A 15,048-nucleotide genomic window follows, 5' to 3' on the forward strand; every position below is an offset into this window, starting at 1 on the left:
GAAAACTCCCGTAACAAACGCTGCGAGCCTCATGTCACGTCACCTGCTCACGCTAGTCCTGGCCGCCGCCGTCAGCGCCTGCACCACCCTGCCGCGGGACGGGCCGGCCAACAGGACCATCACGCGCGCTGCGAATGATCCGCAGGGGGCTGACTTCAACCTGCTGGAACTTGACTACGCGGTCAGCGAGCGCATTCGGCGGGTGCCCTTCAGCATGATGGGCTCGCTGGCGCCGGCTGGAGCCAGCGCGCCTGTCGATGTGATCCAGGTGGGCGACGCCCTGGCCATTTCCATCTACGAACCCGGCGGCGGCCTGTTCGGCGGCAGCATGGCCCTGGGCGGCGCGGCCGGGGCGGTTGCGGCCGTTCCGACTGCTAACCAGGCCTTGCCTTCGACGGTCGTCGACCGTCAGGGCGCGGTGTCGATCCCCTTCGCCGGTCAGGTGCGCGTCGCCGGCATGACCCCCAATGAGGCGCAACAGGCCATTCGCCGCGCCCTCGCGGGCAAGGCGGTCAATCCACAGGTCATCGTCGGCGTGACGGGCTCCAGCGCCAACGGCGTCACGGTCATCGGCGCCGCCAAACAGGCGGGCCGCGTGCCGTTGTCGCTTTCCAACGACACGGTGATCGACGTGATCGCCGCCGCCGGCGGCGTCGACGGCCCGCCCGAGAACGTCATTGTCACCCTGACGCGGGGATCGAACAGCGTGAAGGTCGCGCTGACCGACCTGTACCGTCACCCCGCCGAGAACATCCGTCTGCAGCGCGGCGACCAGTTGAATCTCGAACTGAAGCCGCGTCGCTTCAGCAGCTTCGGCGCCTTGGGCAAGGTCAGCCTCAGCGACATGCCGACCGGCGACGTCACCCTGACCTCGGCGCTGAGCAGCCTCGGCGGACTGGACAACAACTCCGCCAACGCCCGTTCGGTTCTGGTCTTCCGCTTCGAACGCCCCGAGGTGGCCGACGCGCTCGGCGTCACAGGGCCGCGATCGGAACGCGGCGTGCCCGTGGTCTATCGCCTGAACCTCAATGATCCGGCCGGCTTCTTCACGGCCAACAACTTCATCATCCAGCCCGAAGACGTCATCTATGTTCCGCGCGCCGACTCTGCGGAACTGCGCAAGTTCTTCGAGTTCGTGCAGACCATCACCCGCGTCATCTATGACGTCCGGGTGACCGGCACCTTCGGCAGCGACTGATCCCTTGGGGCGGCGACCGCCGCCCCTCCCCTTCAGTCAGACCAGGCTTCACCCTTGGGCGGCGCCCAGGGATGAAGTCGCGCGCTGAGCTCCAGATGGCGCAGGATCCGACGCGATGTCGGCTCCTGGAAACCATCGAACGCCGCGCCGCCCGCCGGAGCCCAGTGCGGATTATGGCCAGGGTCGAAGGTCAGCCCTTCGCCCCAGGTTTCGTAGAGGCTGCGCAGCTCGCCACGGTCCCAGGCGATCCTCGCCCGCGTCTCGTTGCGACCGCGCGTCTTGGACTCGAGGTGGATCAGTTCGACGTCCCCCGCGTAGATCACGCGCAACCCCATCCGGCGTACCCGCAGGCAGAAGTCGACGTCGTTGTAGCCGATGGCCAGCGCACCGGCGTCGAAGCCCCCCGCTTGCTCGAACACCTCACGACGAACGGCCATGAACGCGCCGGTGACCCCCGCCGCCGAACGGCTGCGCGCCCAACGTCCCACCGGGCCGTGGTCATTTCCATCCGCCCCTACGCCTTCATGATCCGGGGTTCCTTCCCCCGTACCCAATGTCATGCCGGCATGCTGCACCGTACCGTCCGGATAGAGCAGTCGCGCACCGATCAGTCCCGCCCCGTCTGCCGCCGCACGTCGACGGACGATCTCGTCCCAGTTCGGGGTCAGCATGACGGTGTCGTTGTTGGCGAAGATCAGCAGGTCTTCCAGGCGCGTGGCCGCCAGCAGATTGTTGATGCGCGACCAGTTGAAGGGCTCGCCCACCGGAACGACAACCACGTTCAGCTCACCCGACAGCTCGGCAAGCACCCGCGCCGTTTCCGGTTCCTGGCTGCGATTGTCCGCGATCACTACCGTCAACCGTTCAGGACGAGCCGCCCTTTCGAACAGACTGCGAACACACGTTTCCAGCATCGCCGCCTCGTCGCGTGTCGGCACGATGACGGCGATGCTCCAGTCCGGCGCCGCCGGTTCCGCCTCCATCGACACGACCGCCGACGCCGCCATGCCCGGGACATCTTCGTCTTCACTGCGGCGCCCCTGGCCCGCCCCGTCCGGCAGTTCCGAAACACTGGCGAGAAGACGCGGCAAATGCGCCACCGGAACCCGGTCCACCTTGGCCAGTAACAGATCCCGTCGCGCGGCGGCGCCGGCGGCGGCCTCCTGGTCATGTCGGCGCAGCGCCGCCATCAGTTCCTCCGCCGCCGTCGCGCTCGCCAAAAAGAGGGCCTCGGGAGGGGCTGGCGTTGTCCGCAGGTCCTCGCGGTCCGGCATCGGATGCAGCACCGGGTCCATGTAGCGGGGGCCATGACGCCAGTGCTCCACAACACGATCGTGATCACAATAGACAGCTTCCGCCCCGGTCCGTTCCTGAGCGAAGGCGAACCAGGACAGGGCCTCTGGATGCAGGATCGTACCGGCTGTCAGGCTCAGCACCGGCCCGGCCGGCAAGGTCGCCATGTCCGGGGTGACGAACGAGACACGGTCGTCGCACAGTGCAAGGGACGCCACCGGATGCTCAAGAACCCGGGACGGCGCGAGAACTATGGCGCGCCAGCTGGTCAGGCTCTGGTCCTGGAGCGCCAGCAGGGTGGTCCGGATGCGGGCCGGACTGGCGTACAGGGCCTCCACCACCACGGTGATCTCCGCGACGACCCGGTGGGGCGGCGGCGTGATCGGGAAGTTGCGACGAAAGACATCGTAGGCCTCTCGCGGATAGGTCGAGACGGACAGCCAGTCATGCAACGCGTCCAGCGTCTGTTCCAGCCGCCCGCCGACCCGCGCCAGATCGCGGACATGGGCCGAACGCGGCCGATCGTTCTCGACCGCCAGTTCCGGCGCGCCGACTGCGGCCAGCTCGGTGCGGACATCGGGGTCGCCCGGCGCCAGCCGCCCTGCCTCGACCAGAGCCTCGATCGCCTCGGCCCGGCGGCCGACGGCCGCCAGGGTCCGCCCCAACTGCAGCCAGGCGTCGGCGTCAGGCGCAAGCGTCAGCGCCTGGCGATAGGACCGTTCGGCGCCGACCGGGTCGCCGCTCCGGGCCAGCATGTTGCCCAGCTGGATATGGATCGCCGCAGCCTCGGGCTTCTGGGCGACATGCGCCGCGTAGAAGCCCGCCGCCGCCGCCCAGTCTTCCTCATCGCGTGCGGCGTTGCCGGCCGCCAGCGTCTCTCGCGCCCGGATCTGACGACTGCGCGCCAGGGCCGCCTGCGAAGCCGGCGACGGCTTGCGGAACTCGGCCAGCGCACGTTTGAACCGGTCGATCATCCCCGGTCGTCTCCCTGTTCCTGCTCCGGTTTCACGACAAGACGACCGGCTCCCGGCCCCGAGCGTAGCCGGGGCGGCGGCGTTTCGCCTAGTCGGGTTCGATCCGGCGCCGCCGGGTCCAGCGACAGCAACGGATTGTAGAAGGGGTCGCCTTCCGCCATCAGAGCGCCCCAACGCGCCTTCAGACGCGCGGCGTCCTCCGGATGCCGGACCTGATCCGTGGCGCGCCGCGTGGCGGATTCATGATGCATCAGCACCACATGGCCGTCGTTCAGCACGCGATATCCCGCCGCGCCGACCCTGAGGCACAGATCGGTGTCGTTGAAGCCGACCTCGAAGGTCTCGTCGAAACCGCCGACAGCCGCGAACACTTCCTGACGCATCATCATGCAGGCCGCCGTCACCGCCGAGACCTCGCGCGTGACGACAAGACTGCAGTCCGGCCCCGGATTGCGATCCCCGCCGCGCTCGAATGGAGCGAACTTGTGAACGTGCTCTGCGTACCCTCCCAGGCCCAGCACCACGCCCGCGTGTTGAACCCGCCGGTCAGGATAGAGCAAGGTCGCCCCGACCACGCCGACCTCCGGCCGTGCGACCAGGGCGGCCAGACGCTCCAGCCAGCCGGGTTCCAGCGCCTCGATGTCATTGTTGAGGAACAGCAGACGCTCTCCCGGTCGCGCGTGTCGACGGACCGCCTCATTGTTCATCCTCGCGAAGTTGAACGGCCCGGCATAGGGCATGATCACCGCGCGGTCGGAGAGCGTCTCGAGGTAGAGGCGCGTATCAGGGTCGTCGGACTCATGGTCGATGATCAACAGTCGCAGCCGGTCGCCCGGTACGGTGCGATCCAGGGATTCCACGCATTGACGCAGAAGATCGCCGCGATTGCGCGTGGGAATGACCGCCAGAACCGGCGACCCGTCGTCTGGCCAGTCGATCCGGCAGGTGTTGAACACCGGCCCCGGCACGGCCTGCCCCGGCAGCCCCAGCCGGTCCAGATGGGCGTTGACCGCCATCACCGTGGCCGCCGTCACCCGGCTCCGCGACCGATGGCCTTCGCTGTCCACATGTGTTCGCCAGCGATAGAGAACCCCAGGCACATGAGCGACCGTGCGCGATCCCTCCAGCAGTCTCAGGACCAGATCGACGTCCGCAGAAATCGGCAGACGCTCGTCCAGCCCTCCGACCGCCCGCACCGCGGCCAGAGGCGCAGCGACCATGTGCACGAAATAGGGGTGGGACAGGTAATAATCGTGCGAGAAGGCCGGCCTGAGCGCGAAGTGCTTCAGGGCGTCGCTGTCTTCATGAGTCAGGACTTCGTCGGAATAGACCAGGTCGGCGCCCATCGACTCGGCCGCCATCAGACGCGTCACAGCCTCCGGCTCCAGCACGTCATCATGGTCCATGAAGGCGACCCACGCCCCCGTAGCCTGGGCCAGGCCGGCGTTGGTCGCCCCCGCCACCCCGCGCCCCGGCGCCAAGGTCACCAGCCGGATGCGCGAGTCTTTGACGGCGGCGTCAGCCAGCACGGTCTTGACCCGAAGGTCTGTCGAGCCGTCATCGACGCAAACCAACTCCCACGCCGGGCTGTTCTGGTTCCTGACGCTGGCGATAGCTTCTGACAGCCATTCAGGGCGAGGATCATGCACAGGCAGGATCAGGCTGAGAAGCGGCGCAGCAGCGTCGGGGGTCGCCGTCTTCGGCCTGGTCAGCCAGTCCTGCACTGCGCGGGGCGGCGCGGCGTCAAACGGCGACCCCAGCAGCGGCTCGCCCGTTGCCTGCGAGATCGCCTCGATACGCCATCCGGTTTCGTGATCGGGGCGAACGCCGCTGAGGGAAAAGCTGAAACCGCCGCCTTCCAGTCCGGCGTTCGTCAGGTCCGGTCTCGGAAGGTCCGCCCGCGTCGTTCCGACCACGCGGCCAGCCTGACGGAACTCCACCACCCCGCCCCCATCCCGGAGCCAGCCCACCGCCGCTCCCGTGGCCGCATGTTCGATCCGACCTGCGGGTCGCCAGTCATAACTGAGCGGCCAGGGCGCGGAACCGGGCGCGCCCGCCTGATCGAACAGGTCGGCGGCGGCTGGGCTGCTCCCGTCCCGCTTCAGGCTATCAATAAAGAAGGCGATCGCGGCCGCTTCTTCGCCCTGCAGACGCGCCAGCCGTCCCCGGCTCAACAGCAGGTCGGCGTCGCCGTCCCCCAGCAATCCAGCCGCGCGGACGTAGGCGCGGTCAGCCTCAGCCAACGCCCCCGCCTCTTTCAGCACATGACCCAGCTGAATCCAGATCCTGGCATCCGACGCACGTCGTGACAAATAGCTGCGATAGGCAAGCGCCGCCGCCTCCCAGTCGCCCCGGTCGCGCGCCGCATCGCCCGCACGTCGCGACATAGCGGCGCGGTCGCCGGCAATACGTCGCAAGACGCGTTTGAGACCTTTCAGCGGACTTGCTGCCATCTTTGCTCCGGGCGGCTGGCCCCGTTTACCTGTCGTTGCGGGCCGTTTCGGGCGCCGTCTCGTCGCTCTAACACGCCTGCGACACGAATCCCCGGATGGTCATTAGGTCGAACTCGGCTAAAAAGCTCGTCTCCCGAACAAGGACGCCCCATGAATTCCGACGTGAAGCTGCTGGAAACGCGACGCTTTGGCGATAGCCGCGGCTGGTTCGCCGAAACCTATTCCGAAGCTCGGCTGGCGGCGGAGGGCGTCACCTGCCGGTTCGTTCAGGACAACCAGTCACGCTCGACCTTCATCGGCACCATTCGCGGCATTCATTTCCAGCGCCCGCCTCACGCCCAGGCCAAGCTTGTGCGGTGTCTGCGGGGTTCAGTCATGGATTACGCCGTGGATCTGCGTCGCGGCTCGCCGACCTACGGCCGCCATGTGGCCGCCGAACTCAGCGAAGACAACGGCCGCCAACTGTTTATCCCCGTCGGCTTCGGCCACGCCTTCGTCACGCTCACTCCCGACGCCGAGATCGCCTACAAGGTCTCGGACGTCTACGCGCCCGACTGCGACGGCGGCGTCATCTGGAACGATCCGGCCATCGGCATCGACTGGCCCCTGCCCACGACCGGCCCCGTCCTGTCGGACAAGGATGCCGTCCTGCCGAGTCTGGCGGATTTCGACAGTCCCTTTGAATATGACGGCCGCCCGCTGGCGCCGCTGGTCATTCCCGCCTGAGCTCCGGAGTTTTCATGCGCATCCTGGTCACCGGCGGCGCCGGCTTCATCGGGTCGGCCCTCGTCCGTCACCTCATCAGCGACAGCGAGCACGAGGTCCTGGTCCTCGACAAGCTGACCTATGCGGGCCTGTTGTCCTCTCTAGAGGCGGTATCCGGCAGCAACCGATATCAATTCGCCCAGGCCGATATCGCCGATCCGGTCGCGGTTGGCGAAGCCCTGTCGCGGTTCCGTCCCCAGGTCATCGCCCACCTGGCCGCCGAGAGCCATGTCGATCGTTCCATCGACGGCCCCGGCGAGTTCATCCAGACCAACATCGTCGGCACCTTCGCCTTGCTGCAACAGGCGCTCGGCTATTACCGCAACCTGCCGACGGACGAGCAGGCGGCTTTCCGCTTCCACCATATCTCGACGGACGAGGTCTTCGGTTCTCTGGACGAGACGGGCCTCTTCACCGAGACAACCCCCTATGATCCCCGTTCCCCCTATTCGGCGTCCAAGGCGGCCTCGGATCATCTGGTGCGCGCATGGGGTCACACCTACGGCCTGCCCGTCCTGGTGACCAACTGCTCGAACAACTACGGCCCCCATCATTTCCCCGAGAAGCTGATCCCGCTGATCATCATTCGCGCGCTGTCGGGGGAAAGCCTGCCGGTCTACGGCGACGGCTCCAACGTCCGCGACTGGCTCTACGTCGAAGATCACGCCCGCGCGTTGCGCGCTGTGTTCGAACGCGGCCAGCCGGGTCGCACCTATAACGTCGGGGGCAACGCCGAACGTCGCAACATCGACGTGGTCAAGGCCATCTGCGCCGCGCTGGACCGACTGTCGCCGGCGCCGTCCGGCCGCTCCTACGCCGAACAGATCACCTTCGTCGCCGACCGTCCCGGCCACGACCAGCGCTACGCCATCGACGCTTCGCGCATCCGCGACGAACTGGGGTGGGAGCCGCAGCACGCCTTCGAGGACGGCATCGAGGCGACCGTGCGCTGGTATCTGCAGAACCGCGACTGGTGGCAGGCGATTCTCGACGCGCGCTACGCCACCCAGCGTCTGGGCGCGGCGCATGGCTGATACGGTGCGCCATGTTCTCATAACCGGCGGCGCCGGCCAGGTGGGGCTGGAACTGATGCGGGCGCGCTGGCCCGACGACGTGCGTCTGCACGCTCCGACGCGCGACGAGCTGGACCTGACCGACGCCGATTCGATCACCCGCCTGTTTCAGGCCACGCCCTTCGCCGCCGTCATCAATCCGGCCGCCTATACGGCGGTCGACAAGGCCGAGGACGACGTGGCCGCCGCCTTCGCCGTCAATGCGATCGGCCCGGCCCTGCTGGCCGAAGCCACGCAACGCGCCGGAATCCCGCTGATCCACGTCTCGACCGACTACGTGTTCGACGGATCAGCCCCCGGCGCCTATGACGAAAGCGATCCCGTCGCGCCGCTGGGCGTCTATGGCGCGTCCAAATTGGCGGGCGAACTCGCCGTGCGTTCAGGCAATCCCCGGTCAGTCGTCTTGCGTACCGCCTGGGTGTTCAGCGCCCACCGCGCCAACTTTCTCAAGACCATGTTGCGGGTCGGCGCCCAGAATCCGACGCTTCGCGTGGTCGCTGATCAGCGTGGCTGCCCGACCTCGGCCGCGGACATCGCCGAGGCCCTCGTGACCATCGCCCTGAGGATGATGAACGATCCGTCAGCTCCGAACGGAACCTATCACTTCGTGAACTCCGGCGAAGCGACGTGGCATGAGTTCGCCGCCCGCATCTTTGCGGAGCAGACCGCCTTTACCCCCCCCGTGGTCGATGCCATCACCACGGCGGACTATCCCACACGCGCGCGCCGCCCGGCGAATTCACGACTGGCCACCGCCAGGATCACACGGGACTTCGGCGTTCGGCCACGGCCATGGGAAGAGGCCATGCGAGACGTGCTTGCAGAACTGAAAGCGGAGACCACGCGATGAAGGGGATCATTCTGGCGGGCGGCTCGGGCACGCGCCTGCACCCGATGACCCAGGTGGTGTCGAAGCAGTTGATGCCTGTCTACGACAAGCCGATGATCTTCTACCCCCTGTCGACGTTGATGCTGGCGGGTATTCGCGAGATTCTCATCATCTCCACCCCGCATGACCTGCCCGCTTTCCAGCGCCTGCTTGGCGACGGCTCGCAGTGGGGCCTCCACCTCGAGTACGCCGAACAGCCCAGCCCGGACGGTCTGGCCCAGGCCTATATCATCGGCGCGGATTTCGTGGCCGGCTCGCCCTCGGCCCTGATCCTCGGCGACAACATCTTCTATGGCCACGGGATCACCGACCTGTTCACCCGCGCCATGGCCCGCCCCGAGGGCGCGACCGTCTTCGCCTATCATGTCAACGACCCCCAGCGTTACGGCGTCGTCGAGTTCGACGAAGGCATGAAGGCGCTCTCCATCGAGGAGAAGCCCGCCGCGCCCAAGTCTGACTGGGCGGTCACGGGTCTGTACTTCTATGATCGTCACGTGGTCGATATCGCCGCAGACCTGAAGCCGTCGCCGCGCGGCGAGCTTGAGATCACTGACGTCAACCGGGCCTATCTGGAACGGCAGGCCCTGTCCGTCGAAATGATGGGGCGGGGCTTCGCCTGGCTTGATACCGGCACCCCCGACAGCCTTCTGGAAGCCGCCGAATTCGTGCGTACGCTCGAACGCCGTCAAGGCTTCAAGATCGCCTGCCCCGAAGAAATCGCCCTGTCCAAGGGTTTCATCGACATCGACCAGGTCGAACGTATTGCGAAAGCCTACGGCAAGAGCGACTACGGCCGCTATCTGCAGCGCCTTCTGGCGACTGCGCCCTCCGGAACACCGAGTTCATGAAGTTCACCAAGACCCACATTGCGGACGGCGCGCTTCTAGGCGCCAACCACATCGCCGAAATGGATCGCTGGACGCTGGAGAACCACGCGCGCCGGCTGGCCCATTCGGTCTATGTCGGCGACCGGGTCGCGCTTGGCCGCATCCTCGGCCGTTACAAGCTGTACGTGGCCACCACGGACGTGGGCTTCGGCGCCCATGTCCTTCTGGATGGACTCTGGGAAAGCTGGCTGACCGTCTTCATGGCGCGTATCATCAAGCGCGGCATGAACGTCATCGATGTCGGCGCCAACCATGGCTACTACACCGTCCTGTTCGCCGATCTGGTCGGGCCTGACGGCCTTGTCGCCGCCATAGAACCCCATCCGCGCACAGCCGAACTGCTGCGACGCTCGGTGGACGTCAACGGCTTCAGCGGCCGCGTGACGGTGACGGAAATGGCCGCCTCCGCCGAGGATGGCGGCTCCCTGGTCTTCCACGCCCCTCCGACCGAGCCCAAGAACGCCCGCGTCGTGCCGGGCGGCGACCTGTCTCACCCCGAGCATGTGAAGGTGAAGGCTGGCCGTATCGATTCCATCGTCAAGCGCTGGGATCGGGTCGATTTCGTCAAGATCGACGTGGAAGGCGCCGAAGAAGCGGCGTTGGCAGGGCTGACGCGCGTCCTCAAGCGCGACAAGCCGCGCCTGCTTCTGGAATTCAACGCCAACCGCTGCGCCGCGCCGGAACTGCTGATTGATCGGCTGATCAAGCTGTATGGCGGCTTGCGCGCCGTCGGCTTCAACTGTCAGGCGGAGCCCGTGTCACGCGAGGAAGTCCTGAAACCGGAACGGACCGAAGACTGGATTCTCTACTTCGAAGCTAGGTAGTCGACGAAAGGGGCTCGACGTCCGCCAGACGCTCGACGTGGCAGCCGAGCCAGGTCATCTTGCCGAACAGGTGACCTCGCTCGGCCCACACCCGCACTTCTGCGGCGCCCGCCTTTTCCCATCGATGATCAATGACCACCTCATAGAGGCCGGAGCGATCAAAAGCGCCGTAGCAGGTCGCCACGTCCGCAGCGACGCCCCACTGGAACATCAGAAAAGCATCATCGTCGGGTTCGACCGAGAAGCGCGCCGTCACGCGCCACAGGCCGGCCGGCAGCTGGAAATACGGGCCGTGCACCAGAATACGCGCGCGACCGCTGATATCGATGTCCGGCGTTCCGCCTTCATGGTCAGCACCGTGCGTGTAGCTGAACAGGTCCGGTGACCAGGCCGCCTTGGCGCCGGTTGCTGGCGGCAAGCTTTCATAGAAGGCTAGCGGATTGGCCACGCCATGCGCGTCGAGCGGCGCATCGTCGTCGCCAACATCGACGCTCACATGGCCCAGTCCGGGAATCTCAGCCTCGACAGCAGAACCGTCGAGCATGAAGGCGCCGCGTTCGATCAACCGACACGCAGCGCCAAACTGGCTGGCGGCGCGTCGAAGAGCCTGCCTCGGATCGTCGGCGTGACGTTGCAGGGCCATGCCGAACACCTCATCCGGAGACGCCGTAATCACCAGCAGGGCGTCGATTCCGTCCAGGGCCGCATCATCGACATCACGCATGAAGACGACCTCGCCGGCCGCCGCATCATCCCGATCTCCGCCGTCCTTGGTCGCCGCCCACTTTCTGGCCTTGGCGGCTTTCAACAAGGCGCTGCGCCAACGGGCTTCGTGGGGACCAGGCAGGGTAACGACACCCAGAACACGCACGTCGCTCACGCAGCCCTCAACCAGGAATAGATATCGATCGCTTCATCGATGTCGTCGAACATCTTGACCTTGCCGCCCTCGATGATGATGGCCCGATCACAGGTTTCACTGACCAGCTTGGTGTCGTGCGAAGCCATGATGAAGGAACGGTCGCCCCGACGTTCGAACAGTTCCTCCTTGCAGCGGCGCTGGAAGCGCGCATCGCCGACCGCGACCACTTCGTCCACCAGATAGCAGTCGAAGTCGATCGCCAGAGACAGGCCGAAGGCCAGGCGCGAACGCATGCCCGAGGAATAGTGTTTCACCGGCTGGGCCAGCTTGCGTCCCAATTCCGCAAAGTCGTCGATACGCGCCAGAAGCTCATGATAGTCGCGATTATAGATACGCGACAGGAAGCGGATGTTGTCCAGGCCCGTCAGACTGCCCTGGAACCCCCCTCCGAAGCCGATCGGCCAGGACGCTGTCATTCGCCAGTTCACCCGTCCCGCGGTGGGCGCGAGGGCGCCGCCCAGTATCTTGATGAGCGTCGACTTGCCCTGCCCGTTCCGGCCCAGAACCGCGAAACGCGCGCCGCGTTCCAGCTCGAAGTTGAGGTCGGTGAACAGGGGGCGGGCGCCGGGCGTCGTGGTGTAGGTCTTCGTCAGGTTGACGACCTCGAGGCCCACCCTCCGGGCTGGGGTGTCCATCAGAGCTGCCTGTGCTCCCGCAGGCCCGCCCAGACCAGCCAGCCGATGCCGTAGATCAGCAGGGTCGAGATCAGCACCATCAGGATGGCGCGGAAACGGTTGGGTTCGGTAGCCTTGTCAGCGACGCTCGGGCTGACGATACGCTCCAGGTAGAGCTTCTGACGGCGAGCATCGAGACGTGCGGTATCCAGAGCCGTGCTGGCCGCAGCCATGGCCCGCTCGGCCAGGGTGCGTTCAGCAGCCAGGGTTTCATATTCGCTGAACTTGGTGGCCAGAGAACCGGCGCCGCCGGCGATCTTGGCCCGCTCCTCGGCCAGTTGGCGACGGAAGGCCGCCAGACGGCCGTCGAGGATCGGCAACTGGGGGCTGTTCGGCGCCTGGGCCGCAAGTTGCGAACGCTCGGCCTCAAGCGTGGCGATGCCAGCCAGGAGCTCGCCGATCAGGGCCGAGTTCTCGGTCGCCGAAAGCGTCGGGTCCACCATGCCCTCGCGGTTGCGGAAGGCGGTCAGACGGGACTGAATGTCGCGAAGGCGGGTCTCGGCCTCCAGCTTGGTCCGCTCGGCGTCGATCACCGCGCTGGCCGACGAACGTTCATTCAGCTTGTTGACCAGGGCCTCGCCGCTATCCAGCAGCGCCGCGGCCAGCTTCTGTGAATCCCCGGCGCGGAAGGTCTCCACCCTGAGGGTGCTGATGCCCGTCGAGGTCTCGTACCCCACGGTGACGAAACGCTGCAGTCCCTTGTAGAGGCTTTCCTTGGTCTCGCCTTCCCAGGGACGCGGATGACGCGAAAGCACATCAACGCCGGCCGGCGCCAACATCCGGGCCACGTCGATTTTCGGCTCCAGCGCCGCAAGCGCGTCGCGCGAACGGATGTATTCGTGAACGGCGAACGAATCCGTTGCGCTGGCCGACAGACCCACGCCCTGCAGAGCCACGCCCAGAGCGGAGGGCTGCTCCTGAGAGGCTGCGCGCACGATGAAACGGGCTTCCGACACGTAGCGCGGCGTGGCGAAGACCAGGTAGTAGATCGCCGTCACCAGGGTGGGCAGCACGACCACCACCAGGAAGGGCCAGGGCACGCGGCTGGTCAGCCCCTGCCGGGTCCCTTGCCGGGGCTCCGCGCCACGCCCGCTGATCGGGCCCAGAAAGGTAATGCGTGAGTCGCTCATTCAGGCCTCGCACCGGTTCCGCGCGTCGCGGCGCCGTCATCCTTATTCAGCATCGATATGTTCCTTGGCGCGAGCGATCAGCAGCAGGCCGAAGGCGATCAGAACCCCGCCCCAGAAAAGGGGATAGAAGGGGTCATAATGGGTCTCGATGAACTCGCCAAACACCCCGGCGCGAACCATCTCGATCGTGTGGGGCATGGGGAAGGCCATGTAGACGTCGCGGTACTTCTCGGGCACCCATGCCGCCATGATGAAAACGCCCGAAAAGGGCAGCATTCCGTACATCATCACCGGCACCAGGCGCTCGATCACGTCGAACTCCATCGCCATCGCACTAAGGACCATGGCCACGCCGCACCCGAACAGGAACAGGCTGAACCACCCCCAGTAGATCAGGCCCAGGTCATGCGGCAGATCGACCAGACCGCTGAGGTAGAGCACCGTATAGGCCACGGCCAGGGCCAGGGTCGCCCCGGCGAACTCCAGCACGTAGCGCGCAATGTAGAGATGAAGGATCTTGACCTTCTGATGGTAGAGCACGCCCACGTTCGCCGACACGGCGCCCATGCTGTACGACACCAGGTGCCGGAACATGATCAGCGACATGTAGCCGGTCATGACAAAGGGCGCGACGCCGAGGCCATGCTGATAGGGGGCCTTGATCGTCGACCAGATCAGCATGACCCCGAAGGTGAAGAGCAGAGGCTCCCCGATCAGCCAGAAAAAACCCAACCCCCGGCGCCCGTAGCGCGTGATGATTTCACGCAGCATCAAGGCGCCGATGATATCGCTGTGCTCTTTTAAAGCGTTGATTGACGCCATATTCCGAACGAACCGCGGGTCAGAGCCAGCCTGGGGACATGGCCGTGAACGGTCATCGCCGCACGTTCAGCCTTGAAGGCTTGGCATACGCACAATCCGGAAGCCTATCAAGTCGCCTGCCGCGCGAGTTCAGCCAGCAGCTCGATTGAGCGCACCCGTGCGGCGGGGTCCCAGATCTGGCTGGTGACCATCAGTTCGTCCGCGCCGGTCCGGGCGATAAAGGCGTCCATCTGGGCGCGCACCGTCTCGGGCGAGCCGACGGCCGAGCAGGCCAGGGCCGCGTCGATCATGCCGCGCGCGGCGCTATCCAGACGTTCGTAATAGCCCTCGACCGGGGCGGGCAGCTTGCCGGGACGGCCGCTCCTCAGGTTGACGAAGGCCTGCTGGACCGAGGTGAACAGCAGGCGCGCGGCCGCGTCCGTCTCGGCGGCGAAGACGTTGTAGCCCAGCATGGCGTAGGGCTTGTCCAGATAGGCCGAGGGCCTGAAGGTCTGGCGATAGACATCCAGCGCCCGCATCATGTCGCCGGGCGCGAAATGGCTGGCGAAGGCGTAGGGCAGGCCCAGATGGGCCGCCAGCTGCGCCCCATAGGTCGAGGAGCCCAGGATCCAGATCGGCACGGCCTGACCCTCGCCGGGGTTGGCGATGATGCGTTGATCCGGCGTGGCGGGCGCGAACCACTGCATCAGCTCCATGACGTCCTGGGGGAAGGCGTCCACGTCGCCTTGCAGCGTGCGGCGCAGCGCCCGCGCCGTCGCCTGATCCGAGCCGGGGGCCCGGCCCAGACCCAGGTCGATGCGGCCGGGATGAAGGGCGTTCAGGGTGCCGAACTGCTCGGCGATGACCAAGGGCGCGTGGTTGGGCAGCATGACGCCGCCGGCGCCGACGCGAATGGTCTTGGTCGCCGCCGCCACGGCGCCGATGACCACCGAGGTCGCGGCGCTGGCGATGCCGGGCATGTTGTGATGCTCGGCCAGCCAGAAGCGCTTGTAACCCAAGCGCTCGGCATGGCGGGCCAGATCCAGGGTATTGGCCAGCGATTGCGAGACATCCGAGCCTTCCGGCACCGGGGCGAGGTCGAGAATGGAAAGCGGGATCATCCGACCGATATGGGGCCGCTTTTCAGCGGCGCCATACCGGGCGA

General features: G+C 66.3%; 13 protein-coding genes. 6 read left to right on the forward strand and 7 right to left on the reverse strand.

The window, feature by feature from the left end; all coding sequences use genetic code 11:
• The first annotated feature begins 31 nt into the window (after positions 1–31).
• Positions 32–1,198, forward strand: coding sequence for a polysaccharide biosynthesis/export family protein (locus IFE19_RS14615; protein WP_207823501.1), 1,167 nt, complete (start codon positions 32–34; stop codon positions 1,196–1,198).
• Positions 1,199–1,230: 32 nt separating this feature from the next.
• Here IFE19_RS14615 and IFE19_RS14620 read toward each other — a convergent pair whose 3' ends face one another.
• The gene (locus IFE19_RS14620) at positions 1,231–3,465 is read right to left on the reverse strand and encodes a glycosyltransferase (RefSeq protein ID WP_207823503.1); all 2,235 of its coding nucleotides are present in this window, start codon (positions 3,463–3,465) and stop codon (positions 1,231–1,233) included.
• Entirely contained in the window at positions 3,462–5,882 is a 2,421-nt protein-coding gene (locus IFE19_RS14625) for a glycosyltransferase family 2 protein (protein WP_207823505.1), read from the reverse strand. The genes IFE19_RS14620 and IFE19_RS14625 overlap by 4 nt, the downstream gene beginning before the upstream one ends.
• A gap of 186 nt (positions 5,883–6,068) precedes the next feature.
• Here IFE19_RS14625 and rfbC point away from each other — a divergent pair, with 186 nt between their 5' ends.
• The 5 genes from rfbC to IFE19_RS14650 are packed head-to-tail and all read left to right on the forward strand — an operon-like array spanning position 6,069 to position 10,356.
• A complete protein-coding gene (gene rfbC, locus IFE19_RS14630; RefSeq protein WP_207823507.1) occupies positions 6,069–6,644 on the forward strand; it encodes a dTDP-4-dehydrorhamnose 3,5-epimerase in 576 nt (191 codons plus the stop codon).
• Between the two features lie 14 nt (positions 6,645–6,658).
• The gene (gene rfbB / locus IFE19_RS14635; RefSeq protein ID WP_207823509.1) at positions 6,659–7,717 is read left to right on the forward strand and encodes a dTDP-glucose 4,6-dehydratase; all 1,059 of its coding nucleotides are present in this window, start codon (positions 6,659–6,661) and stop codon (positions 7,715–7,717) included.
• Complete coding sequence (gene rfbD / locus IFE19_RS14640) at positions 7,710–8,606, forward strand: dTDP-4-dehydrorhamnose reductase (RefSeq protein ID WP_207823510.1); 897 nt, start codon at positions 7,710–7,712, stop codon at positions 8,604–8,606. The genes rfbB and rfbD overlap by 8 nt, the downstream gene beginning before the upstream one ends.
• Positions 8,603–9,493 carry a glucose-1-phosphate thymidylyltransferase RfbA gene (gene rfbA / locus IFE19_RS14645; RefSeq protein ID WP_207823512.1) on the forward strand — a complete coding sequence of 297 codons (891 nt, stop codon included), beginning with the start codon at positions 8,603–8,605 and terminating at the stop codon, positions 9,491–9,493. Before rfbD ends, rfbA begins: the two co-directional genes overlap by 4 nt.
• A complete protein-coding gene (locus IFE19_RS14650; protein WP_207823513.1) occupies positions 9,490–10,356 on the forward strand; it encodes an FkbM family methyltransferase in 867 nt (288 codons plus the stop codon). Before rfbA ends, IFE19_RS14650 begins: the two co-directional genes overlap by 4 nt.
• Here the strand turns inward: IFE19_RS14650 and IFE19_RS14655 are convergent.
• From IFE19_RS14655 to IFE19_RS14675, 5 genes are all read right to left on the reverse strand, one after another.
• Positions 10,349–11,236 (reverse strand): hypothetical protein, encoded by an 888-nt coding sequence (locus IFE19_RS14655; protein ID WP_207823515.1) that lies wholly within the window; start codon positions 11,234–11,236, stop codon positions 10,349–10,351. The genes IFE19_RS14650 and IFE19_RS14655 overlap by 8 nt on opposite strands.
• A complete protein-coding gene (locus IFE19_RS14660) occupies positions 11,233–11,913 on the reverse strand; it encodes an ABC transporter ATP-binding protein (protein ID WP_207823517.1) in 681 nt (226 codons plus the stop codon). The genes IFE19_RS14655 and IFE19_RS14660 overlap by 4 nt, the downstream gene beginning before the upstream one ends.
• Positions 11,913–13,082, reverse strand: coding sequence for a chain-length determining protein (locus tag IFE19_RS14665; RefSeq protein ID WP_207823519.1), 1,170 nt, complete (start codon positions 13,080–13,082; stop codon positions 11,913–11,915). Before IFE19_RS14665 ends, IFE19_RS14660 begins: the two co-directional genes overlap by 1 nt.
• Positions 13,083–13,124: 42 nt before the next feature.
• On the reverse strand, positions 13,125–13,853 hold the full coding sequence (locus IFE19_RS14670) for an ABC transporter permease (RefSeq protein WP_207823520.1): 729 nt from the start codon (positions 13,851–13,853) through the stop codon (positions 13,125–13,127).
• 158 nt (positions 13,854–14,011) lie between these two features.
• Positions 14,012–15,004, reverse strand: a complete 993-nt coding sequence (locus IFE19_RS14675) for an LLM class flavin-dependent oxidoreductase (RefSeq protein WP_207823522.1) — start codon at positions 15,002–15,004, stop codon at positions 14,012–14,014.
• Between the last annotated feature and the right edge of the window lie 44 nt (positions 15,005–15,048).

The sequence above is a fragment of the Brevundimonas pondensis genome, assembly GCF_017487345.1.
Taxonomy (GTDB): Bacteria; Pseudomonadota; Alphaproteobacteria; order Caulobacterales; family Caulobacteraceae; genus Brevundimonas; species Brevundimonas pondensis.

What these genes read in the sequence shown, in the direction of transcription:
- IFE19_RS14615 (WP_207823501.1), top strand. Translation starts at nt 32, where the DNA reads ATGTCACGTCACCTGCTCACGCTAGTCCTGGCCGCCGCCGTCAGCGCC.
- IFE19_RS14620 (WP_207823503.1), bottom strand. Translation starts at nt 3,465, where the DNA reads ATGATCGACCGGTTCAAACGTGCGCTGGCCGAGTTCCGCAAGCCGTCG.
- rfbC (WP_207823507.1), top strand. Translation starts at nt 6,069, where the DNA reads ATGAATTCCGACGTGAAGCTGCTGGAAACGCGACGCTTTGGCGATAGC.
- rfbB (WP_207823509.1), top strand. Translation starts at nt 6,659, where the DNA reads ATGCGCATCCTGGTCACCGGCGGCGCCGGCTTCATCGGGTCGGCCCTC.
- rfbD (WP_207823510.1), top strand. Translation starts at nt 7,710, where the DNA reads ATGGCTGATACGGTGCGCCATGTTCTCATAACCGGCGGCGCCGGCCAG.
- rfbA (WP_207823512.1), top strand. Translation starts at nt 8,603, where the DNA reads ATGAAGGGGATCATTCTGGCGGGCGGCTCGGGCACGCGCCTGCACCCG.
- IFE19_RS14650 (WP_207823513.1), top strand. Translation starts at nt 9,490, where the DNA reads ATGAAGTTCACCAAGACCCACATTGCGGACGGCGCGCTTCTAGGCGCC.
- IFE19_RS14660 (WP_207823517.1), bottom strand. Translation starts at nt 11,913, where the DNA reads ATGGACACCCCAGCCCGGAGGGTGGGCCTCGAGGTCGTCAACCTGACG.
- IFE19_RS14665 (WP_207823519.1), bottom strand. Translation starts at nt 13,082, where the DNA reads ATGAGCGACTCACGCATTACCTTTCTGGGCCCGATCAGCGGGCGTGGC.
- IFE19_RS14670 (WP_207823520.1), bottom strand. Translation starts at nt 13,853, where the DNA reads ATGCTGCGTGAAATCATCACGCGCTACGGGCGCCGGGGGTTGGGTTTT.
- IFE19_RS14675 (WP_207823522.1), bottom strand. Translation starts at nt 15,004, where the DNA reads ATGATCCCGCTTTCCATTCTCGACCTCGCCCCGGTGCCGGAAGGCTCG.